At 62.6% G+C, this 19,923-nt stretch carries 25 protein-coding genes and 2 pseudogenes; 20 read left to right on the forward strand and 7 right to left on the reverse strand.

What is annotated here, in order from left to right:
- Positions 1 to 28: 28 nt before the first annotated feature.
- A pseudogene (istA, locus tag V5F68_RS04085) lies at positions 29 to 463 on the forward strand (IS21 family transposase); the annotation flags it as partial.
- 33 nt (positions 464 to 496) lie between these two features.
- On the opposite strand, the pseudogene V5F68_RS04090 reads toward istA, so the two are convergent.
- A pseudogene (locus V5F68_RS04090) lies at positions 497 to 814 on the reverse strand (IS21 family transposase); the annotation flags it as partial.
- A 315-nt stretch (positions 815 to 1,129) separates the two neighbouring features.
- Between V5F68_RS04090 and V5F68_RS04095 the strand changes: the two are divergent.
- From V5F68_RS04095 to V5F68_RS04105, 3 genes are all read left to right on the forward strand, one after another.
- Complete coding sequence (locus tag V5F68_RS04095) at positions 1,130 to 1,789, forward strand: DUF2161 domain-containing phosphodiesterase (RefSeq protein ID WP_394016127.1); 660 nt, start codon at positions 1,130 to 1,132, stop codon at positions 1,787 to 1,789.
- Positions 1,790 to 2,716: 927 nt separating this feature from the next.
- Positions 2,717 to 3,172, forward strand: coding sequence for a hypothetical protein (locus V5F68_RS04100; protein WP_394016128.1), 456 nt, complete (start codon positions 2,717 to 2,719; stop codon positions 3,170 to 3,172).
- 31 nt (positions 3,173 to 3,203) lie between these two features.
- Positions 3,204 to 4,730 carry an RtcB family protein gene (locus tag V5F68_RS04105; RefSeq protein ID WP_394016129.1) on the forward strand — a complete coding sequence of 509 codons (1,527 nt, stop codon included), beginning with the start codon at positions 3,204 to 3,206 and terminating at the stop codon, positions 4,728 to 4,730.
- 552 nt (positions 4,731 to 5,282) lie between these two features.
- On the opposite strand, the gene V5F68_RS04110 is transcribed toward V5F68_RS04105, so the two are convergent.
- From V5F68_RS04110 to V5F68_RS04130, 5 genes are all read right to left on the reverse strand, one after another.
- A complete protein-coding gene (locus tag V5F68_RS04110; RefSeq protein ID WP_394016130.1) occupies positions 5,283 to 6,428 on the reverse strand; it encodes a tyrosine-type recombinase/integrase in 1,146 nt (381 codons plus the stop codon).
- Positions 6,429 to 6,449: 21 nt separating this feature from the next.
- Positions 6,450 to 6,665 (reverse strand): hypothetical protein, encoded by a 216-nt coding sequence (locus tag V5F68_RS04115; protein WP_394012738.1) that lies wholly within the window; start codon positions 6,663 to 6,665, stop codon positions 6,450 to 6,452.
- Positions 6,662 to 6,934, reverse strand: a complete 273-nt coding sequence (locus tag V5F68_RS04120; protein WP_394016131.1) for a hypothetical protein — start codon at positions 6,932 to 6,934, stop codon at positions 6,662 to 6,664. Before V5F68_RS04120 ends, V5F68_RS04115 begins: the two co-directional genes overlap by 4 nt.
- An 82-nt stretch (positions 6,935 to 7,016) precedes the next feature.
- Positions 7,017 to 7,397, reverse strand: coding sequence for a hypothetical protein (locus V5F68_RS04125; RefSeq protein ID WP_394016132.1), 381 nt, complete (start codon positions 7,395 to 7,397; stop codon positions 7,017 to 7,019).
- A 50-nt stretch (positions 7,398 to 7,447) separates the two neighbouring features.
- The gene (locus tag V5F68_RS04130) at positions 7,448 to 7,810 is read right to left on the reverse strand and encodes a hypothetical protein (protein WP_394016133.1); all 363 of its coding nucleotides are present in this window, start codon (positions 7,808 to 7,810) and stop codon (positions 7,448 to 7,450) included.
- Between the two features lie 182 nt (positions 7,811 to 7,992).
- On the opposite strand from V5F68_RS04130, the gene V5F68_RS04135 reads away from it, so the two are divergent.
- From V5F68_RS04135 to V5F68_RS04210, 16 genes are all read left to right on the forward strand, one after another.
- Positions 7,993 to 8,673: a hypothetical protein gene (locus tag V5F68_RS04135; protein ID WP_394016134.1), complete on the forward strand. Its 681-nt coding sequence runs from the start codon at positions 7,993 to 7,995 to the stop codon at positions 8,671 to 8,673.
- Positions 8,670 to 8,879: a DNA-binding protein gene (locus tag V5F68_RS04140; RefSeq protein WP_394016135.1), complete on the forward strand. Its 210-nt coding sequence runs from the start codon at positions 8,670 to 8,672 to the stop codon at positions 8,877 to 8,879. The genes V5F68_RS04135 and V5F68_RS04140 overlap by 4 nt, the downstream gene beginning before the upstream one ends.
- The gene (locus V5F68_RS04145) at positions 8,876 to 9,118 is read left to right on the forward strand and encodes a hypothetical protein (RefSeq protein ID WP_394016136.1); all 243 of its coding nucleotides are present in this window, start codon (positions 8,876 to 8,878) and stop codon (positions 9,116 to 9,118) included. The genes V5F68_RS04140 and V5F68_RS04145 overlap by 4 nt, the downstream gene beginning before the upstream one ends.
- Positions 9,119 to 9,370: 252 nt before the next feature.
- Positions 9,371 to 10,504 (forward strand): AAA family ATPase, encoded by a 1,134-nt coding sequence (locus V5F68_RS04150; protein ID WP_394016137.1) that lies wholly within the window; start codon positions 9,371 to 9,373, stop codon positions 10,502 to 10,504.
- Between the two features lie 128 nt (positions 10,505 to 10,632).
- Positions 10,633 to 11,061: a hypothetical protein gene (locus V5F68_RS04155; protein WP_394016138.1), complete on the forward strand. Its 429-nt coding sequence runs from the start codon at positions 10,633 to 10,635 to the stop codon at positions 11,059 to 11,061.
- 199 nt (positions 11,062 to 11,260) lie between these two features.
- Complete coding sequence (locus V5F68_RS04160) at positions 11,261 to 11,704, forward strand: MerR family transcriptional regulator (protein WP_394016139.1); 444 nt, start codon at positions 11,261 to 11,263, stop codon at positions 11,702 to 11,704.
- 64 nt (positions 11,705 to 11,768) lie between these two features.
- A complete protein-coding gene (locus V5F68_RS04165) occupies positions 11,769 to 12,911 on the forward strand; it encodes a phage portal protein (RefSeq protein WP_394016140.1) in 1,143 nt (380 codons plus the stop codon).
- Complete coding sequence (locus V5F68_RS04170; RefSeq protein ID WP_394016141.1) at positions 12,908 to 13,432, forward strand: HK97 family phage prohead protease; 525 nt, start codon at positions 12,908 to 12,910, stop codon at positions 13,430 to 13,432. The genes V5F68_RS04165 and V5F68_RS04170 overlap by 4 nt, the downstream gene beginning before the upstream one ends.
- Positions 13,433 to 13,440: 8 nt before the next feature.
- Positions 13,441 to 14,580 carry a phage major capsid protein gene (locus V5F68_RS04175; RefSeq protein ID WP_394016142.1) on the forward strand — a complete coding sequence of 380 codons (1,140 nt, stop codon included), beginning with the start codon at positions 13,441 to 13,443 and terminating at the stop codon, positions 14,578 to 14,580.
- Positions 14,581 to 14,809: 229 nt separating this feature from the next.
- Positions 14,810 to 15,160, forward strand: a complete 351-nt coding sequence (locus tag V5F68_RS04180) for an HNH endonuclease (protein ID WP_394016143.1) — start codon at positions 14,810 to 14,812, stop codon at positions 15,158 to 15,160.
- 119 nt (positions 15,161 to 15,279) lie between these two features.
- Positions 15,280 to 15,573: a head-tail connector protein gene (locus V5F68_RS04185; RefSeq protein ID WP_394016144.1), complete on the forward strand. Its 294-nt coding sequence runs from the start codon at positions 15,280 to 15,282 to the stop codon at positions 15,571 to 15,573.
- A gap of 116 nt (positions 15,574 to 15,689) precedes the next feature.
- Complete coding sequence (locus tag V5F68_RS04190) at positions 15,690 to 15,977, forward strand: phage terminase small subunit P27 family (RefSeq protein ID WP_509274662.1); 288 nt, start codon at positions 15,690 to 15,692, stop codon at positions 15,975 to 15,977.
- Positions 15,974 to 17,584, forward strand: coding sequence for a terminase large subunit (locus tag V5F68_RS04195; RefSeq protein ID WP_394016146.1), 1,611 nt, complete (start codon positions 15,974 to 15,976; stop codon positions 17,582 to 17,584). Before V5F68_RS04190 ends, V5F68_RS04195 begins: the two co-directional genes overlap by 4 nt.
- A complete protein-coding gene (locus V5F68_RS04200; RefSeq protein ID WP_394016147.1) occupies positions 17,581 to 18,327 on the forward strand; it encodes a hypothetical protein in 747 nt (248 codons plus the stop codon). The genes V5F68_RS04195 and V5F68_RS04200 overlap by 4 nt, the downstream gene beginning before the upstream one ends.
- A 5-nt stretch (positions 18,328 to 18,332) precedes the next feature.
- Complete coding sequence (locus tag V5F68_RS04205) at positions 18,333 to 19,025, forward strand: hypothetical protein (protein WP_394016148.1); 693 nt, start codon at positions 18,333 to 18,335, stop codon at positions 19,023 to 19,025.
- A 29-nt stretch (positions 19,026 to 19,054) separates the two neighbouring features.
- Entirely contained in the window at positions 19,055 to 19,336 is a 282-nt protein-coding gene (locus tag V5F68_RS04210; protein ID WP_394016149.1) for a hypothetical protein, read from the forward strand.
- Between the two features lie 133 nt (positions 19,337 to 19,469).
- Here V5F68_RS04210 and V5F68_RS04215 read toward each other — a convergent pair whose 3' ends face one another.
- Positions 19,470 to 19,739: a hypothetical protein gene (locus V5F68_RS04215; protein ID WP_394016150.1), complete on the reverse strand. Its 270-nt coding sequence runs from the start codon at positions 19,737 to 19,739 to the stop codon at positions 19,470 to 19,472.
- Positions 19,740 to 19,923: the final 184 nt, after the last annotated feature.

The raw sequence follows: 19,923 nt of genomic DNA on the forward strand, positions 1-19,923 counted from the left end.
CGGCGGGCGCAGGCGACGATGACGGCTGGCGGCCTACGTGCCCCTGAGCTTCGCGTCCGGCGAGGCCTACCAGTTCGACTGGAGCCACGAGATCGTCCTGATCAACGGCACCACGGTGTCGGTGCGCGTCGCCCATGTGCGGCTGTGCCATTCGCGGATGCTGTTCGTGCGGGCTTATCCGCGCGAGACACAGGAGATGGTGTTCGACGCCCACGATCGGGCCTTCGCCTTCTTTAAGGGCTGCTGCACGCGCGGCATCTACGACAACATGAAGACCGCGGTCGATGCGATCTTCGTGGGCAAGGAGCGGGCCTATAATCGTCGCTTCCTGCAGATGTGCAGCCATTACCTGGTGGAGCCAGTCGCTTGCACCCCCGCGTCCGGCTGGGAGAAGGGCCAGGTGGAGAACCAGGTCGGGTTGGCGCGGGAGCGTTTCTTCACGCCGCGCCTGCGGGTGAAGAGCACGCAGACAAGTTTACGCAGTCTGCGCAGGCTTGGCATAGCGGCGTAGCGCATCGTAGCTGCCCTCATACCCCTGGCTGCGTAGCTCCTCGAAGATGCGGATCAGCGTCAGCCTCTCCCGCGCCGGCTTGCCTTCGTTGCCGGCGAGCAGCCCATCCAGGGCATCCCGCCAGGGCCCGATCCGCGGCAGCGGCTGCACCTCCCGCTCGTAGCTGAAGGCCGTCGCTCCGGTCCGCAGCACCTTGCGCACCGTGTTCCGTGAGACGTGCAGCTCCCGCACGATCTCCTTGATGGACTTGCCGCGCACGAAATGCTCGCGCCGGATCCGCGCAATCGTATCCACGCCCTTCATCCCCAGCCCGCCCGTCGCAACAAAACGACGGACAATGAGCTAAGAGGGGGGTCAAAATTACACGCCGATCCCCCTCACAACGGGGTCAATCTTCCATGCCGAAACACACTCTTGGCACAAAGCCGAAGGTCTCCTATCAAGCAGCGATTCAATTTTTTCTTTTGGCGCGGATACATCGCTCCGAGGGGTTGGCCAGGGGAATTCGCAACCTCAAAAGGTGAAGGCTGACTCGCCGTCCACCGGAACATCGTCGCTGTTTGCCGCTCCTAAACCACAAGCGGGACATGGTCGGCGCAGTCCAACCGGAGGCGCGATGTGGAAACGTCCCTTTATGAGCCCGTCAAACGCTTCCTTGAGCAGCTCGGCTACACCCTAAAGGGCGAGGTCGGGCACTGCGACATTGTTGGCTTGCGGGATGATGATCCGGCGGTGGTGGTGATCGGCGAACTGAAGCTGGCGTTCAACCTCGAACTCATTCTTCAAGGTGTCGACCGGGCCACCTGCGGGGATGAGATTTGGCTGGCGGCGCGCCTGTCCGTCAAGGGCAAGGGGCGGGAAAGCGACCCACGCTATCGCAATCTCTGCCGTCGCCTCGGCTTCGGCTTGCTGGGCGTTTCGGCATTGGGGCATGTCGACGTCCTCGTCTCTCCGGCCGCGCCAATGCCACGGAACAATTCCCGCCGACGATCGAAACTGGTGGAGGAGCATAAGCGACGTCAGGGTGACCCCGTTGCAGGCGGAGGCACACGCAAGCCCATCATGACTGCCTATCGCCAGCAGGCCCTTGCCTGTGCCGCAGCGATGGCATCCGCGCCGCAGCGTCCGCGCGACCTGAAACACGCATGCCCTGATGCCCAGAAAATTCTGCGCCGCAACGTGTATGGGTGGTTTGAGCGTTCGGAGCGCGGCGTCTACGCGCTGACTGATCTCGGGCGGAACGCATTGGCCTCGTGGCACGCTGACGCCGTCCCATGAATGGGGCATGGGCAGTTGTGCGTGGGAGACAGCTATTCGACCACCGTTCAAGGTCGGTTCCTGGCGCTGCGCACGCCGACACCAGCCTCTTCGCGACCGGCTCTTGTGGCATCAACCTAATTGAGGCCGATCCTCGGCAGGAAGATGCCACGCCCACCAGTCCGAGCGCCGGAGGAGCTTGCCGCCTTCGCGGAGATCAGGAAGTTGCCGGGTTTTTGGCGTGGTGACGGAACGTATGCGGCAACCTTGGGCCTGGGAACAGCTGAGGCACGCGAAACGGCAGCGCTGATTTAGTGGTGCGTCGAGGGGGTAATGTCCATTTTTCCGTCTCCTCCCAACATCTCTTCCTGCCGCCACCAAGCCGGGCACTGACAAGCCTGTGTGCTCTTCCGCGCACTCGCACGTAGCGTTTACACCTCAAAATCCAGCCGTTACGCCATTAACGCCTGATACGTGGCATCAGGCCCTCCCGGAAATGCCTTCTCTTCCGCTGCCTCTTCACCAGGGGGCTGACGGACCGAGCTGCATGCGATAAGACCGTCTGCATTCCACACTTTCGGAGCGTCTCTCTTCAATAAATACCTGCCTAAGCAACCGGCGCCGCCGGTCATCATCTATGCCATCCGTCTTCGTTTCGAGTCCGGCTGGCACATAAGCTCCGCTCCCGGAGATATCGAGCAAATTGCCGACTGGTACCGCCGCGGCGGCCATGGCGTTGACGAGATCCGCCAACTTGGCCCGCCCGTCGAAGAGGGGAATGCTCCCGCAGCTCGTTGGCGCGCGCAATCACTGGGCTGGTGGGAAGATCCACTTTGCAGGGTCTGGCGGGCGCCGGACGAACCCATTCAACAGCCGTTCGGCGATCCGACGTCGTCCGAGACGCTCGCGGTCGCATTCGAGCCACCCGAAGCGGGCTGGATCGACTTCGTGCTCGCGTCCTACAGGCAGGTCGCGCTTATCCGCATCAGCTATCTCTACAGTTCTGGCGCAGAGATCGTTGTTTGGCTTGAAGAGGTGGCGCGCGGCGGCTTTCCGCGGGTGGCAATCAGCGAAGAGGGATCCTTCGGCGAGCTTCACCTTTTCCCGGGAGATCGATTTCCCCCCAGTGTCACCTGGCAGCCGCCGCGCCGGGACCATGTCAGGCTCTGCGTGATCCTTCGATACATTGTGGGCGCAGAGCTGAAGCTCGATCTGGTGATGCCGCGCAAGGCCTTGGTGCGGGCGATCTATCGGGCGTGGCTCGCCTGCCATGACGACGATCCCGAGCGCTTTCTGGATCAATGGAGCCGCTTCGGGCACGATGACGATATGCCCGATGTTCCCTTCGCGCGCTCCGTGTTTCTTGAAGAATGGCTCGGCATTCCATCGCGCCCGACGCTCTGAAAAACTGCCTATCATTTGCCCAATCCGATTCTTGAAAACAGCAAACGTCCAGGAGGCTCCCGCCACACCACACCGCACGCCGATCACCGGCAAAACTCTTATCGCTTGGGGCTTTGAGCCCGGACCTGAATTCCGCAAGCTTCTCGCCAAGGCGACCGAGATGGACGCCAATGGGGAAGACGAAGCCACCATCAAGCTGGTTCTCGCGGGGCTTCTGCCACCGCTCCAGATCCTCCCTCGGCGACCGTCCGGCCGCTATACGCTCGCGATCCATGCGGAAAACCCGGAGGAAGAAGCGAATATCGCGTTCGTCCGGGCCCACATGGACGAACTGATGAAAACGCCCGTGCTCGAGCATGGCGCGGTGATGCCGGATGCCTGTCCAGCCGGCACTGCATCGGGGACGATTCCTGTCGGCGGTGCGGTCATCAGCCGGGCGATCCACCCCGCCTTCCATTCAGCGGATATCTGCTGCTCGCTCCATGCCACGCTCTATCGCGCGCCCGACGTGCCGAAGCGAGCGATCATGGATGCGATCCAGTCTTCGACCCGCTTCGGCCCCGGCGGGCGAAGGCCTGACGATTGGGTGGGTGACGGGATTACGCGGGACCTGGAAGAGACGGAGAACTCCTTCTTGAAGGGGCTGGCCCATCGCGCCAAGGCGCAACTGGCAGATCAGGGGGATGGCAATCACTTCGCCTTTGCCGGCGCCCTGTCGGTCACGCAGGGCTTGATCGACACCCTCGCGCGCAATGGGCAGCAAGCGCTTTCTGAAGCTTTGAAGCCCGACGTCAATGAAACCGTCCTTGCTCTGGTCACCCATCATGGCTCACGCGATCTCGGCGCTCAGGTCTATAAGCGTGGTCTTGCAGCGGCCACAGCTCACTGCGCGCACGTCTCTCCAGACACGCCAGCTCATCAGGCCTGGCTCGATCCGGACAGCGTCGAGGGTTCGCTTTATTGGGAGGCGCTCGGCTATGTCGCGCGCTGGACCAAGCGAAACCATGAGCTGATCCACGAGAGAGCGGCCAGTCGCCTGGGCATCGAGGCGATTGCGGCGTTCGGCAACGCGCATAATTTCGTCTGGAAGCGGGAGGGCCTCTTCTATCACGGGAAGGGCGCGACACCGGCCTGGCGTGATGCGGAGGGCCACCCTCTGCTGGGGCTTATTCCCCTGAACATGGCCGCGCCCATTCTCATCACGCTCGGGCGGGATAATGCGGATGCCTGTTCGTTCGCACCCCATGGCGCGGGCCGCAACATGTCGCGCACCGCATTGCTGAAGAAGCTGGGCATCCATGGTCTGCCGCCGGATCGCTATCATGCCGCCGCTTCAGACATCGTTGCGGCGCAGACGGAAGGTCTCGATGTCCGCTTCTTCTATGGACGGCCAGATCCTTCCGAGTCGCCGCTGGCCTACAAATCGGCGACCTCGGTGCGGGCGCAGATCGAGCATTATGGCCTCGCCGATGTGATCGCCACCATTGAACCCTTGGGATGCCTGATGGCTGGCGACTACGACAAACCCTGGCAACGCAAGCGCAACCCGGCGGATTAGCTTCTGTCCGATTCAGGCAAGGCGGGCGAAAAATCGCCCGCTTTTGACCTCTCAGCTGGGCTGCGCAGGCCGGACGAACTGAAGCTTCATTTTTCGGTCACCGTGGCTCGCTCTCCCGAAACGAGCGACGACCCATAGGCTATGGATGGTTGGCGCAACCCCGTCAGTCGGGCAGGGGACGCATTCCGTTCATATCATCCGGGTTGGTCACTGCTGGCGTGCGCCTATTTCAACGGGCACGCCATTCACGCGGGCCACGTTCGCAATGACAGGTGCTCCCGACCGACGGTGCCGCAATGCGGTCGGTCTCTGCGTCATCCCAAAGTTCCCCCCAGCGCACAGTCGGGTGATTTTGTGGGCTGATTTGTGGGCTGGAATAACTGGACGTCAGCCAAACATCTGAAATTAAACATAATTTTTTCAGGAAATGGTGCCGGTTGAGGGGATTGAACCCCCGACCTTCGGTTTACAAAACCGCTGCAAATATAGTATCTGCGCCACTTCGGGGCGAAATGTTGCAGATGTGTTGCATGGAGCGGGTGGAAGCAGGTGTCAATCGGGGCCGCTAAAGCGCCGGTCAATTGCGTCCATGGCGGCCCGATCTTCAGTCTCGGAGGCGAACAGCTTCCCATAGACCCCCATGGTCATCTGGATACTGGCGTGGCCCATCAGAGTCTGCAGCTTCTTCGGGGTGAGGTTCTGCTCAATGAACAGGCTGGCCGCCGCATGGCGAAGGGCATGGAGGGAGTATTTCGCCTCCGGCACTTTGGTCGGCTGGCCATTCGCATCCAGCGCATCACGCATCACCACCACGCCGGCCGTCACCTGCGCTGGCCAGAACACCCGCCGCAGAAGGTTCGTGTGGCTCTCGACGTTCCCGGCGCCGTTGGGGAACACCAGACCTAAGTCACCGTTCGGACATCGCAGCTTCCACTCCTTCAACAGCTTCGTCGTGGAGGGCGAGAGCGGGATGTCGCGTCTGCCGGCCTTCGACTTCGGAGGGCCGAATGTGTTCCGGAAGTCGACCCGGCGGCGGACGCGGATGATCCCTGCATCGAGGTCGACGTCACTCCACAGCAGGCCGCGCATCTCGCTGGCACGCATCCCCGTGAAGAGCGCAGTCCACATGAAGGGCAGCCACCGCTCGGGGGTTGCCGCCAGGATGGCACGCAGCTCTGTCTTGGTGGGCATCTCCACCGATTCCTCGCGCCGAGCCGACGAGGGTAGCACCACTTCATGTGTGGGATTATGCGCAGCCTTGCCCTTGCGCATCGCTGTGGCGAAGACCGACGAGATTGCGCCGCGGACTTTGATCAGAGAGGAGCGCGACATCGTTGGAGCCAACATGTCGATGTGCTCCTGAACCGTCACGGTCGAGATCCGAGACAGCTTCGAGGTGCCGAGGGCAGGGCGGACATATAGATCAAGCGTTGCTCGGTAACGCTTGATCGTCGCCTCCTCCCGGCGATTCGCGGTGCATGCGGTGATCCAGAGATCAGCCGCAGCGTTCAAGGTGATGCTTGCGCTGTCGGCGGTGTGGATCCCGCGGGCGACCTCACCGCGGGCATGAACCAGGAAGGCATCGGCCTCCTTCTTGGTCGGGAATTGCTTGTGTCGGCGCTTGCCACCGCCATCGATGTAGTCCGTCTGCCAGACGGGCCTACCGGAGGGCAGGGTACGCTTGCGGATCGTTGCCATGGGTGCCTCCGAGGTGGACGCTTAGCTGGTGTGGTCCAACAGGCGGCCAGGAGCTCGATGGAGGGCCTCATGGAGCGCCTTCACCAAGTCGTTCGCTTGGTAGAGCGCCCACACGGCTTTCTCGGTCTCAGGGGTGGCCTTGCCACCGCGCAGCATATCCTCGACGAGGTCGGTGGCGATCGCGGTGGCGAGCAGCGCGTTCAGGGCGCGGGTCTCAAGCGGGAGCGGCTTGCTCATCGGGCGGGCTCCTGGCGGCCTGCGGCCATCTCCGCGTAGGCGGCATAGAAGGCGACCACGAGTTCGTCAGCGGCGCGATCGATGTCACGGATCACGTGTCCAACGATGCCCACGTACAGCTCGTCCTCTGGCTCGATCGTTTGCTCGCAGTGGACCGCGATGCGGGCGGCGCGCCGGATGGACTGGACGGCGTCCTCTAAGAGGAGGACGGCCGAAGGGGTGTGGGGTGGCATAGGGGTGGCGTTTGCCGCCAAGGAGTGCTTGGGCATCGGTTGATCTCTGAGATGTTGGAAGGAGCCGGCCCGCCGCGAGTGTTCTACGGGCACGTGCTGGCAGCGGGCCGGCTAGGGGTCAGTGGATGATGGAGTCCGCGCCAGCCTCAGAATTCTGCTGCTGGCTGGCTGCAATCATCTCTGCCACGTACTCCGGCGCTGATGTGCCGTTGAACTTCTTCTCAGCACGCATGGTCGATCCGTAAGGCGCGCTGGTGGCCAGAAGCGTCTGATTCACCTGGCGCGCGATGGCGAACGCGATATCCAGAATGACGACCGCCTCAGGTCCGCTATGTCCCTCGCGAGCGAGAAGGCCGAGCACTTCTTCAGCCTTGGCAGCTGATGTGAGGGCGCCTTTTGAGAGCAACTCGCGAGCGGTTTCGCAATATACCGGAACCATGCGGTGGTCGATGAGATTGCTGTCGTGCGGCTGGGGATAGATGGTGTGCGTGTCGGTCATGAACCTTCTCCTAATTAGGGAGCAGAAGTGGGGCGTTGCCCCGCTTCAACTCAGTTGCTTACTGTTGACGGGCCGAAGTCAGGAGCGAGGCTGACGTATCCGGCCTGATCACAGAGGTGCGCATCGCGCTGCTGGTGCAGCGAAATGAGCTCACGATCAAATCGGAGGTCGAACTCGATATCTGCCTTCGTCGTCTCGGCGACGTGGAGATCCAGCCGCCGCCCCGTGTGGATCTCGACGCCATAGACGAGGAGCGCGAGTTCTTCGGGCGAAGTGGTGGCGCGGACGATGCGTGCCATGTCGGCCATGTTGCTCCGCTCCTGCTTCTTGGGCGGGAGGCCCTGGATGCAGGCAATCGCATAGACAAAGGCCTGGCCCTCGATGAAGCCGTCCCGGCCGGTGATGTCCTTCATGATGGTTCCCTATCTGCGGCGCCCCGCTGGAGTGCGGGGCTAATGGACTGAGATAAACTCAGTGGGAGCAGTTGTCAATTCCCACTGATGTAAACACAGTCGGTTGACATTTTTACAAATGCGTTTATATCAGTGGGAAAATGTGACATCCTCGGTGTTCGGGTTTCACCGAGGAGAGGAATTTGACCAGTTCGACTGAACTCAGTGCCCGCATCGCAAGGGTGTTCGGCATCACGGAGGCCACGGCACTGCTGCACATGCGCATTGTCAGAGAGGCCGGAATACTCACGCAGGGAGGACGGGGAAGAAGTTCCGCAAGAATGACGAGCCGAGACGCGGCCAACCTGTTGATCGCGGTGGCCGGGGCATCTGCTGTGAAGGACTCCGTCAAACCTCTAAGCTATCAGGCTCAAACCTGGGTCAAACATGGCACGTGGGAGGAGACTCTAAGCGTACCAGAGCTTCTTGCGCTGCCGCTGGATCATCGATTTTCCGACGCAGTAACGGCCCTGGTTGATAGTGCGGTCAGCGGAACGCTCGAAGATCTGGCAAGCCATCTTTTTGGCGGGCCATGCGACTTGACCGGTGATGCAGCACAGCCTTTCGTTGTGAACATCACAATTGCTGAACCGCAATCCGACGCATTTATAGAGGTGGTCGAATTAATTCTGGACGAAAATGGACAGACTGATGTCGGTGAGCGTCGGCGAGTTCAGTACGGGTCCAGAAAGAAGATGCCGGGCGGAAAACTGAAATATGACCCACCACTAGACATTCAAACGCATGGCGATCTCAGTCATCATCACACCTTCACCCATCGAGCGATTCAAGAAATTGGGAATCTTCTGAGGAGAACTGAATGAACGACAACACTCCGCTCGCCCAGGATGTTCTTCGGGGAGCAGACGACATTGCTGCGTTCTTGGGCATGGAGCCCCGCGCAATCTACCACGCGGCCAGCCGCTCCAAGCTTCCGACCTTTCGCCTTGGCGCGAAGATCTGTGCTCGCAAGTCAACCTTGCTGACGTGGATCGCAGAACAAGAGAAAAAAGGGAGGGCGGTGGCATGAGCTATATTCTCACATCCGATGATGATGCGTTCATCAAGGGCGCCTTGGCCCACGGGCAATTCACTATCCCGCAGATCGCGCTGAACTTGATCATGTCGCATGCCGGCGGCGACTCCGGGCGAGCCTTGTTTCTCTGTAAAGAGGCTCTCATTCACGCAATGACGCCATTGGGCAACCCAGCGTTTCAACCTCTCCTCAAGGTGGGGGCATTCCTCGAAGAGGGGAAACCGCTCGTCTGATCTCGCCATCCAAACCGTACCCGTCCGAAACACCCTGGGCCTCGGCTACGCCAATATCGGCGGACCTATCAAGTCTGATAGGTCCAGCTTCTTAGACCTCATCAGAAGCTGACCTGCGGAAATACTTCCGCGCGAGGTCAGTTCCGTCGCCCCGCTCATCGGATCGTCGGCGTCGACCACCACCAAAAAAACGGCCGCGGAAATCCCTGCCAGGACCCGCGGCCGAAAACTCTCCATAGAAGGATTAAATATATGGGCGCATCCGCCCTGTCAAGTAGTGTCGAAATAGATTTCGATGATTTCGACGGGAATAATTCAGAACTCCTCTTAATATACCCACATCTCAAAGCGCATTCGCGCTGCAGTGTGTCACCATTCAAGAACACATTCTCACATGGACTGTTCGCCGGTGACGAAGTGTCGGTAATTTATGGAGCGCCAGGTTCCACGAAGTCTGCTCTTGCCATAGACATCGCTTGCCGTGCTGCAGTCGGAATGGATTGGAGCGGCGGATACACCGCCCCTATCGTGGGGGTGGTGTACGTCGCCGCCGAACGGGTTGCACAGGTGCGTCGTCGCGCCGACGCCTTTTGTCGACACCATGGCCTGGAGCGGCTCGACAATCTCATCATTTACGACGGTCCCATTGACCTCGTGCGGGACCGAGGGCTGCTTGCAGCCACGATCCTTTCGGCCGGATCAATGGTGCAGGACGGAGGCATCTACCTCGTCGTCATCGATACTCTGGCGGCGGCGATGTCCGCTTCCGATAGCTCGCCTGATGCCATGGCTGCCGTTGTAAGCACCATCAATCGGTCGCAGCGTGTCGTCCGCGATGAATGGGGAGAGGCACCCCACATCATGCTGCTTCACCACACGCCCGCGAGCGGTGAAGCGCGCCTTCGTGGCGGGGGGCAGCTTCTTGGTACGGCCGACATCACACTTCATGTCAGCCAGCGCCGCGGGCTGGCGACAGCGCAGGTCGAGAAGAACAATGACTCGCCCGATCGTCCGGCGCTCTCCTATGGCCTCGACGGCGTTGTCATCGGCCAAGATCCATATGGCATGGATGTCACCGCGCCAGTCGTGGTGCCGCACCAGGAGGGGCCAGAGAAGAAGGCGCCCAGGGTCTCGCGTGCACAGCGGGATGCCATCGCAAGCCTGCAGGCTGCAATGGCAGCCAATGACAACCGGCCCGTGACGGAAGAGCAATGGCGATCGGTTGTGTTCACCGCGGCTGGGGATCTCAGCCCTGACGGAAAGCGCATGAAGTTTAAGCGCCACCAGCAGATCGTCGCCGCCGGAATGGCCCTGGAGATCGACGGTCTTTTTGCTCTCCCTGAACCGAACGAACATGAACAAAACCGAACAAATGTTCGCACTTGAATCTGGTCACCACATGGGGTGCGACCGAACAGAAAGACCGAACAAAATACCCCCTCTTAAGGGGGGTATTGTTCGGTTCTGTTCGTTCGTTCGCCCGTGGTGATGTGCAGTGCTCAGGGAAAGAGAAAATGACCAAACCAACCGATCCCACCACCAAGATCCTGCGCAAGCTCCTTCCGGGCGCCGAGCGCTTCGGGGCTGACTGGTTCGCACTAGAGGCGGGCCTGCGATATGCCCGCCACCCCGAGCAGCGCGCCGGCATGGACGAGGTGCTGCGCCATGCCGGGCTGGACGTCATCGCGCGTGCCGTGCTGGTGGATGGGGTGGAAATGGAGGCCGCCGGGCGCGCGGCGTCGGGATACGCCACGCGCCCGCAGGCCGTGGCGTATGCGGCAGGGCAACTTACAGCGGCGTTGCGCCTGATGGCGTGGGCGGAAGGATCGCGGGCGCGGGAACGGCAGGCTATGGCGGGCGCTATCAGCCGCATCCAGGCCCTCGAAAGCACGGTCGAGCAACAGCGGGCCGCTCTCCGCGCTCGTGTGGCGGTTCCAGCCTGAACACTAGGGAATTTCCCGCCGCGTATACAACGAGGGGTTAGCGGGAGAGAAAATCACTAGTTCAAGAGCTATATATAGGACCACACGATGCAGGGCACAGACATCGCCTTGTAGCCCCCAGCTAGTCCACCAGCCGCCCACACGGGCGGCTTTTTTTATTCCCCATTCAACGTTGCCGCCCGAGCGGCAGGAGGCCGTCATGCCTGATTATTGGCGGCAGGACCGAGCCTTCTCACAGCGAGAGGCAGCGGACCTTGCCGGCTTACACTATTCGACCCTGCGGGACTGGCTGGCCGACGGCCCCACCGACCTTGTGTCGGCTCGTGCGCACGGCCGGCGCTGGTTCAGCGCGCGCGACATCTTGGTGTTGCGCCTCGCCCATGAATTGGTCCGCGGCGGATACACCGTGCTCACTGCCATCGCCGCGGCATTCGAACACGTCGACCAGGTCCAACCAGGCGACGTCATCATCGCCCGGGTGGGTGGCGTCTCGACGGCCACCGTGCGGATTGTCCGCGGCGCCAACCTCGCCGACATGGGCGGTTCCTCGTTCCTCTTCATCCCCGCAGGCCTGATCGCCGACGCCACCTTGGCCGCGTGCCGCCGTGCATATTTCCCGGAGGCCGAGAATGTGGCCGTTTAGCCAACCCGCCCCCGTCGAGACCAAAAGCGAACTCACAGACCCGACTTCAGAAAGCTGGGCCGCTATGACGTCCATGTTCGCGTCGTCGAGCACAGGCGTGGCGGTGAGCGCCGACAGCGCCATGCGGGTGCCGGCTGTGAACGCTGCGGTGACGCTTATCTCGCAGGCCGTGGGATTGCTCCCCTGCAAGGTCTATGAGCGCGCCGCGGGCGACGGGAAGGACACCGCGCCCGGCCACCCGGCGTGGCCGCTTGTGCATGACGAGGCCAACGATTGGCAGTCTGCCGGAAAGGTGCGTGAACTCGTCACCGTGGACGCCATTCTACATGGCGACGGCTACGCTTTCGTGTCGCGCGGCGGCGGCAGGCCAATGTCGCTGCTCTATCTCACGCGGGACAAGGTCGGCGTGCAGTGGCTGTCCACCGGGGAGCCGCGCTACACCATCGGCGGGCAGATCTTCCTGCCGTCTGACATCGTCCACGTCCAAGCACCATCGCTGAACGGACAGTTTGGTCTAGGGTTGTTGCGGGCCGGCGTGGAGGCTATCGGCCTTGCCATCCTGCTCGAACGGACTGCCACTGGGCTGCACAAGAACAACAGCCGTCCCGGCGGCGTGCTGAGCTTCAAGAACGTCCTCCGGAAGGAAACTGCCGATCGTATCGGCTTGGCGTGGAAGGCGGCGCACGGCGGCGGCAAGACCGGCGGCGTGGCGGTGCTGGACGGCGATGCCACGTACGCACCCATAGCCTTCACCAGCGTGGAGGCCCAGCACATCGAGCAGCGCAACTTCGCTATCTGCGAGATTTCTCGTCTGACGCGCGTGCCGGCCACCATGTTGCAGGAGCTTTCGAACGGCAGTTTCGCGAACACGGAACAGCAAAACCTGCAGTTCCTGCAGACCTGCCTCTTGCCGTGGCTGAAGGCCTGGACGGATGCCTACCGGCGCACGCTCCTGACCCGTGAGGATCGCGCAACACATTCTATCGAGTTCACGGTGGACGACCTGTTGCGAGCCGACACCGCGACCCGCGCGACGGCCTATGCGCAGTTCCGGTCAGCAGGCGTCATGACCGCCAATGACGTTCGGCGGCTGGAGAACCTGCCGGCTCTTCCCGACGGCGACACGCTGACATCGCCTTACACGACCTCGGCCGCGACGCCAGCCGCCAACGACAACACCACCAAACCAGAGGAGGCCGCGGCGTGAGCCAAGCCACCAACCACGGAACAGTGCTCGAACTCGACACCAAGGCCGTCTTCGAAGACGGCCTTTTTCATGGATACGCCAGCCTGTTCGGGGAGGTCGACCTCGGCCGCGACGCAGTATCCTCCGGGGCCTTCCGCAAGAGCTTGGCAGAGCGTCCCGCCAATCGAGTGAAGATGCTGCGCGAACATGACCAGCGCGAACCGATCGGCATCTGGACCGAGATCGTCGAGGACACCAAGGGCCTTCGGGTGTCCGGGCGCCTGATCCTCGACACCGTCTTGGGACGTGAGACGCACGCCCTAATGAAGGCCGGCGCGCTCGACGGCCTCTCGATCGGATACCGCACCAAGGCGGCCCGGCGAGACAAGGCTCGCGGCGTCCGGCTGCTCGACGAGGTCGACCTGCACGAAATCAGCGTCGTCACCTTCGCGATGCTGCCGAGCGCCACCGTCACCTCCGTGAAATCCAACTCCTTCTCCGAGCTCGTCGCCGCAATCAACGCGGCGCGTGCCATCATCTGAGGTTCCCTATGACCATGCACACCACCGCTTCCGCCCTTGAAACCAAGTCCGTGGATCTCGGCGACTCCGGTCTCGACGAGGTGAAGACGGCGCTCGCCGGCCTGACCGACGACATGACGAAGAAGCTGGCACCCGTCGCCGACATCGAGAAGCGCCTCGCCGGCCTGGAGGCCAAGGCCGCTCTCCCCAACCTCGAAGGCGGCAAGGTCGCTGAGCCGTCGGAGGAGCGCAAGGCGTTCGCCACTTATCTGCGGCGCGGCGAGCAGGGCACGCCCGAAGCCGAGCTGAAGACGATGACCGTGTCGAGCGATCCCGGCGGCGGGTATCTGGCACCCGCGGAAATGTCGACGGAGATGATCCGGGACATCACGGAGTTCTCGCCCATCCGCGCCCTGGCCAGCGTGCGTACCACTGGCTCGCCTTCCGTGACCTACCCGAAGCGCACCGGCATCACCAACGCCAAGTGGAAGGGCGAAGCCCAGGCGCAGGAAGGATCCGAGCCGAGTTTCGGCCAGCTTGAAATCACCGTTCGCGAAGTGAATACCTTCGTGGACATCTCGAACCAGTTGCTTGCTGATAGCGCGGGGCAGGCCGAGGCCGAGGTGCGTCTCGCCCTCGCCGAGGACTTTGGCCAAAAGGAGGGCAAGGCCTTCATCGACGGTACCGGCGTCGTGGAGCCGGTCGGCCTGCTGACCGATGCCAACATCGCCTCCACAGTCAACGGTCATGCAACGAACCTCGGCACGGATGCGCTGATTTCGCTGATGTATGCGCTGCCGGCCGCCTACCGCAACCGGGGCACCTGGCTGCTCAACGGCACCACGCTCGCCACCATCCGCAAGCTGAAGGATGGGCAGGGCAATTATCTGTGGCAGCCGGCATTCCAGGCTGGCCAGCCGGAGACCATCCTCGGTCGCCCGGTGGTGGAGGCGGTGGACATGCCAGACGTGGAAGAGAATGCCTTCCCGATCATGTTCGGCGACTTTGCCACCGGCTATCGGATCGTGGATCGGGTGGCACTGTCCATCCTCGTGAACCCGTATCTGCTGGCAACCAATGGCATCACCCGCATCCATGCCACCCGCCGCGTCGGCGCCGGCGTGGTGCAGCCGCACGCGCTGCGCAAGCTCAAGATGTCGGTGAGCTGACGAAATAGGGCGGCTTCGGCCGTCCCACTAGCTCAGGGCGCCACATGTATGAGGGCACGTCGCGGCCTGCCCAACAACGAAAACCGAACCTCCTGGGCGCCCGCCTGTTTGGCAACGGAAGGTCAAGGTTCGGACGGTCGCGAGCACCAGCCGAAATCCCATCGGTCAAGGGCTCACGGGCTCCAGTGCGCGCGTCGCTGCTGGAGCCCACCACCATATCGGATACCCCATGCCATCCGCAGCACCCAGCTTTTGCCAGTGCGGCCGCTATGTCGTGCCCGCCGCACAGCGGTGCCCGTGCGCCAGGCGTCGCCGTGCCGCCTCCGACGCAGCCAGACCATCACCTGCTGCGCGCGGATACGACAGCGAATGGCAGGCAGCGCGTGCCCGGCATCTTGCATCCCATCCCGATTGTGTCGCTTGCGGTCAGCGAGCCACGCTGGTCGACCACGTGGTGAGCATCCGACGCGCACCGCAGCGCAGGCTGGACCCCACGAACTTCAACTCGATGTGCGCGTCCTGCCACGGCCGGAAGACGGTGGCCGCCGACGGCGCCTTCGGTCGCCCGCGGCCCGTCTGACCAGGGGGGGGCAGGGTCGCCGCTCGGCGTCGCGGCAGGAGACCATGGCGCCCCCATCGCTCGCGACACGGTCGAATTGGAGCAATCAGAAAACCAGATTGCATACGGAGCAGTCATAGATGGAAGTGATTACCCTCAAGGTGTTCAAGGAACACGCCCGAATCGACTTCGATGACGACGATGAAATCGTTTGGCAGGTAGTTGCCGCGGCAAACGCCTACGTGTCTGGGCTGGTCTACGCAGACGTTGAAGAGCTGCCCGCCGAGGCCCCCGCCGACGTCATCCAGGCCGCCTTGCTGATCGCCTCCCATTGGTATGAGAACCGCGAGACCGCCCTTGCCGGCGCGCTGTCGGACATCCCGCTCAACGCCACCGAGATCCTCGCAAACCATCGCGCTTGGTCGTTCGGATGAGCCACCATACCCGCGGCCGGAAGGCCGAACCCCAGCCCGTTGCAGACCCTGTGAGGGACGTGCCGAAGCCGCCGAAAGGCATGACCCCTCAGGCGTGCAAGGAGTGGCGCCGAGTCATGCCCGTGCTGGTCGAGCGGAGGGTGCTTTCCGAGGCGGACATCCACGCCGTCGAGCGCTTCTGCGAGGCGTCGGGCGACATCCACATCTCGCGGGCGGCCATCGATAAGGACGGCGCCTACACATTGAATCGCTTCGGCGAACTGAAGCGCCATCCTGCATTCGCCACCCTGAGAGAGGCCACCGCCGAGGCCCGCCGCTGGGCTGCTGAATTGGGCCTGAGCCCGGCGAGCCGCAGCCGTGCGGGCACCCATGAGGACGACGAGGACAATCCGCTAGACCTATGAGCCGCCCCGCATGGCTGTTTGACGACAGCCACATCGACGATCCGCTCGGCTTTGGCCAGCGCGCCGTCGACTTCCTGCACGCCCTCAAACACCCGAAGAGCCGGCGATCCGACCGCGCATTTCAACTCGATCCTTGGGTCGAGCGTTTGGTTCGCCGCATCTACGGGCCGCGCGACACGGATGGCCAACGCCAGGTGCGTACGGTCTTCGCCATGATCCCCCGCGGCGCGAGAAAGACCAGCGTCGGTGCGGCCCTCGTCTGCCTTCACACGTTTGGCCCTGAGCGCGTTCCGAACGGCCAAGTGGTCTCTGCGGCAGCCGACAGCAAGCAGGCTTTGATCGCCTATGACGAGGCCCTCGGCATCGTGCAGGCCATGCCGGTGGTGGCAGCGAAACTGCAGATCCGCGTTGGTACCCACAAGCTGCGGCACCCGCGGAAGGGTGCGACGTACGAATCGATCAGCTCGGACGGCGCCACCCAGCACGGTCGCACCATCAATTTCCTGCTGTCCGATGAGATCCACGCCTGGAAGAAGCGCGACCTGTGGGAAGCGCTGAAGACCTCGCTGGCGAAGACGTCGGAGTCGCTCCACGTCATCACCACGACCGCCGGGCGTGGGCAGGAAAACCTTGCCTTCGACCTCGTCAGCTACGCCCGCAAGGTGGCCTCGGGCGAGATCAACGACCCGTCGTTCCTGCCCGTGCTGTTCGAGCCCGATACAGGTGCGGATTGGCGGGACGAGTCTGTGTGGCACGACGTGAATCCCGGCCTCGCCCTCGGCTACCCCGACCTTAAAGGGCTGCGGGCAATGGCGCGGGAGGCTGTGAACAGGCCGGCGGATCAGGATGCGTTTAAGCAGTACCATCTGAACTTCTGGCCCGACCACGCCACATCGCCCTTCGTGGACATGGCGACCTACGATGCGACCGGCGCCACCGTCGACATGGATGCTCTAGCCGGCAAGGAGTGCTGGCTCGGCGTGGACCTCTCGTCCAACGGCGACTTGACGGTCGTCCTGGCTGCATTCCGCGATGGCGACGACACCATCGTCGTGCCGTTCTTTTTCTGCCCCAAGGACAACCTCCGGCAGAGGCAAGACGCATCCGGCGCCCCCTATGTGCGGTGGGCGGCAGACGGTTTGGTCACGGCAACCGTCGGCAATGTAGTGGACTTCCGTGCGGTCGAGGACCGCATCCGCGACCTTTGCGAGCGGTTCGATGTGCGGGAGATCGCAATGGATCCCGCGCTCGCGCGGAGTGTCCTCAACAACCTGCAGGACGACGGCCTGCCCGCAATCGAGTTCCGCCAGGGCGCGCTGTCCATGATGCCGGCCATCGCCGAGTTGGAACGCTCGGTCATCGCCGGCCGCCTTCGGCACGGCGGTCATCCGGTCCTGAGATTCTGCTTCGCCAACTGCGAAGTCGAGACGAACAGCCACGGGCATAAGGTCCGGCTGCACAAGTCGAAACGCTGGTTGTCCATCGATGGCGCGGTTGCTGCGGCAATGGCGGTCTATCGGGCGATCCTGGGCGAGAGCGCCGAGGGCAGTTCGATCTACGACGACGATGGATGGGAACAGGCCTTGGCGGCCTTTGGAGGAGAATGAAAACGAAGGTCTCTATCTCTGGCCTGCGAGAGGTTTCCGCGGGCCTGGAGCAACTGAAGAAGTCGACGCAGCGCGCCGTGCTCGCGCGGGTGTTGAAGCGCGCTGCCTGGCCCGTTGCCGATGCTGCGAAAAGCATGGCGCCAGGCGGCCAGGGCGACCTGTCGAAGGTCGGTGCTTCGGCCAAGGCGGCGGCCGACCTCCAGAAGGCATACGACCATCTGGTGCTGTCCGCCGAGCAGCGCATCACCCAAATGGGGACCGAGGCGCAGGTGGCGGGCCTCTCTGCCGCTGCTGCCGAGGAATTGCGTTTCAAGACCGACCTGTTGAACGCAGCACAAGCGGCCGGACTCAAGCTGACCCCGCAGCAGTTGTCGCAATTGGATGCGCTGGCTGTGCGTGCCGGCGCGGCGGCAGACGCTCTGGAAAAGGTCGGCTTGCAGCAGCAACACCTCAACGAGCTTCAGCAGGAACTCGGGAGCCTCGGCGTCGATGCCATGTCCGGCCTGATCGATGGCACGAAGGGTTTCAATGACGTCCTGCAGGACGGCCTGAAGCTTCTGGAGCAGATAGTGCTTAAGGCGGCAATCATGGGCGAAGGCCCGCTGGGTGGGCTGTTCGGAAGTCCTGCCACCAGCACCGGCGCTGGTGGCCTGATCGGCTCCCTGTTCAGCGCATTCAAGGGCTTCGACGACGGCGGCTTCACCGGCCGCGCCGTATTCACCATCAGGGAAATCGCACGATGAGTTGCATGCTGTCCGTGGTCCAGAGCGACCGCATCCATGTCCTGTCCGATGCCGCCATCTATGATCGCCGAACCGGGGTGCTCACCGACCTCGCCATGAAGATCCTGCCGCTGCCCCGCGCCAACGCGGTGTTCAGCTCTCGCGGCTCGGCGGAGGCGTTCGCTTGGTTCTGGGCCGCGTGCTCCCTCACCAACTATGAGGGCCACGACGGCTTCCGCCGTGCCGCCGATGACGTCTGGGAGGAGTTCCAGCGCATAGCGCCGGGCGTCTCATGCGAGGTGATGGTGGCCGGCTGGAGCGATGCGGCCGGCCGCGGCGAGGTGCTGTACCGCTGCGCCGAGCAGATCCACGAAGGCCTGCCGCCCGGCGCCTGGTACGTGCTCGGTGATGTGGCGGCGTTCGGGTTCGACCTCGACGTCGATCCGGCTAGCTTCGACCCGGTGGTGGACGCACTGCCCGCCTTCCAGCATGCCCGCCGCGAGGTGAACGACCTGTCCTTCGGGCGCGGTGAGCCGGTGTGGGGCCATGGCGTCGGCGGCTGGGTGTCTCACGTCGTGGTGGCACCGGGCGGGGAGCCTGAGTGCGAGACCCTGCACATGTGGCCGGATGTGGTGGGGGATAGGATCGAGCCCGACTATGTGGCGCGGCGGTGGGAGGACGAGGTGGGGGAGAGGCTGGGGGCTTCTGTGCTAGCTTGAGCGTGGCACAGTGCGCCTGGGGAGGAAACATGGCCGAGATATTAATCCGCATTCTCTTCCGTGACGAGACGGGCAAAATTGAGGATGGAGTGCATGATTGTGATTTGTCCAACTTCGCTGGCTTCTTGCCAAACATTGGTGACACGATCGTCGATCCCAGCGTGCTGCAGGGATTAGACCGCAGCGCCCCCGAAAACCGGGAAGTGTGGAGGGTGGTCGACCGGATATTCAACCCCAAGGACCAGGAGAATTACGTTGCCCTGGTGGTCGAGGCGCGCCCAGGCACGATGGCGGATGAAGCTTTCCTTTGAGGTTGAGTGGGGATAGCCATCTGGGAAGCTCCCCAGATGGCTATCCCTAAAAATCGGTCTTCTTCGCTAGCGCGGTCCATCTGGGCCCGTTGGCGGCGATCTGTCGCCGCCAACGAACGGTTGCTCGCGCTTTTCAGAGGCGGGCTTTCAGCGCCAAGTATTGGAAGTAGCAGAAGATGGTCACGGTCAGAACCGCGAGGCCGAAGGCGAATAGCGCGCTGACTGAAGACCAGCAGATTATTGCATTTTTCGTTCCTGCGAGGGCGGCATTCAACTCTTCAATATTCAGTGCTACTGGGTCGCGATCTGGGAGTGCGTACCGGCATGCATCTTTTGACAAAAAGGTTGATCCGTAAATTATAGAAATAACGCCTATGGCTAGGAAAAAAACGAACGAAACCATTTTTCGACCTCTATTTTATGACTCATGCTGAGGGTGCTTCAAGAGAATTGCTTGGAGCTGTACACAGCGTCACGCTGCAGCTGCGGTATCGCCGCGCCAGGGGGCAGGCCCTACCGCCCGGCCGCCTTCCGCTTTGGGCGCGCCGCAATCGCGAACATAACGCGAACATAAACCCAAAGCGTGT

This window comes from Roseixanthobacter pseudopolyaromaticivorans (genome assembly GCF_043195145.2).
Classification (GTDB): Bacteria; Pseudomonadota; Alphaproteobacteria; order Rhizobiales; family Xanthobacteraceae; genus NCEH01.

Bases quoted from the DNA above. Each gene is read 5' to 3' on its own strand.
- V5F68_RS04110 (WP_394016130.1), bottom strand. From the start codon at position 6,428: ATGGCAACGATCCGCAAGCGTACCCTGCCCTCCGGTAGGCCCGTCTGG.
- V5F68_RS04195 (WP_394016146.1), top strand. From the start codon at position 15,974: ATGAGCCGCCCCGCATGGCTGTTTGACGACAGCCACATCGACGATCCG.
- V5F68_RS04150 (WP_394016137.1), top strand. From the start codon at position 9,371: ATGGGCGCATCCGCCCTGTCAAGTAGTGTCGAAATAGATTTCGATGAT.
- V5F68_RS04215 (WP_394016150.1), bottom strand. From the start codon at position 19,739: ATGGTTTCGTTCGTTTTTTTCCTAGCCATAGGCGTTATTTCTATAATT.
- V5F68_RS04165 (WP_394016140.1), top strand. From the start codon at position 11,769: ATGACGTCCATGTTCGCGTCGTCGAGCACAGGCGTGGCGGTGAGCGCC.
- V5F68_RS04200 (WP_394016147.1), top strand. From the start codon at position 17,581: ATGAAAACGAAGGTCTCTATCTCTGGCCTGCGAGAGGTTTCCGCGGGC.
- V5F68_RS04180 (WP_394016143.1), top strand. From the start codon at position 14,810: ATGCCATCCGCAGCACCCAGCTTTTGCCAGTGCGGCCGCTATGTCGTG.
- V5F68_RS04140 (WP_394016135.1), top strand. From the start codon at position 8,670: ATGAACGACAACACTCCGCTCGCCCAGGATGTTCTTCGGGGAGCAGAC.
- V5F68_RS04125 (WP_394016132.1), bottom strand. From the start codon at position 7,397: ATGACCGACACGCACACCATCTATCCCCAGCCGCACGACAGCAATCTC.
- V5F68_RS04160 (WP_394016139.1), top strand. From the start codon at position 11,261: ATGCCTGATTATTGGCGGCAGGACCGAGCCTTCTCACAGCGAGAGGCA.
- V5F68_RS04145 (WP_394016136.1), top strand. From the start codon at position 8,876: ATGAGCTATATTCTCACATCCGATGATGATGCGTTCATCAAGGGCGCC.
- V5F68_RS04115 (WP_394012738.1), bottom strand. From the start codon at position 6,665: ATGAGCAAGCCGCTCCCGCTTGAGACCCGCGCCCTGAACGCGCTGCTC.
- V5F68_RS04205 (WP_394016148.1), top strand. From the start codon at position 18,333: ATGCTGTCCGTGGTCCAGAGCGACCGCATCCATGTCCTGTCCGATGCC.
- V5F68_RS04185 (WP_394016144.1), top strand. From the start codon at position 15,280: ATGGAAGTGATTACCCTCAAGGTGTTCAAGGAACACGCCCGAATCGAC.
- V5F68_RS04175 (WP_394016142.1), top strand. From the start codon at position 13,441: ATGACCATGCACACCACCGCTTCCGCCCTTGAAACCAAGTCCGTGGAT.
- V5F68_RS04155 (WP_394016138.1), top strand. From the start codon at position 10,633: ATGACCAAACCAACCGATCCCACCACCAAGATCCTGCGCAAGCTCCTT.
- V5F68_RS04190 (WP_509274662.1), top strand. From the start codon at position 15,690: ATGCCCGTGCTGGTCGAGCGGAGGGTGCTTTCCGAGGCGGACATCCAC.
- V5F68_RS04210 (WP_394016149.1), top strand. From the start codon at position 19,055: ATGGCCGAGATATTAATCCGCATTCTCTTCCGTGACGAGACGGGCAAA.
- V5F68_RS04120 (WP_394016131.1), bottom strand. From the start codon at position 6,934: ATGCCCAAGCACTCCTTGGCGGCAAACGCCACCCCTATGCCACCCCAC.
- V5F68_RS04130 (WP_394016133.1), bottom strand. From the start codon at position 7,810: ATGAAGGACATCACCGGCCGGGACGGCTTCATCGAGGGCCAGGCCTTT.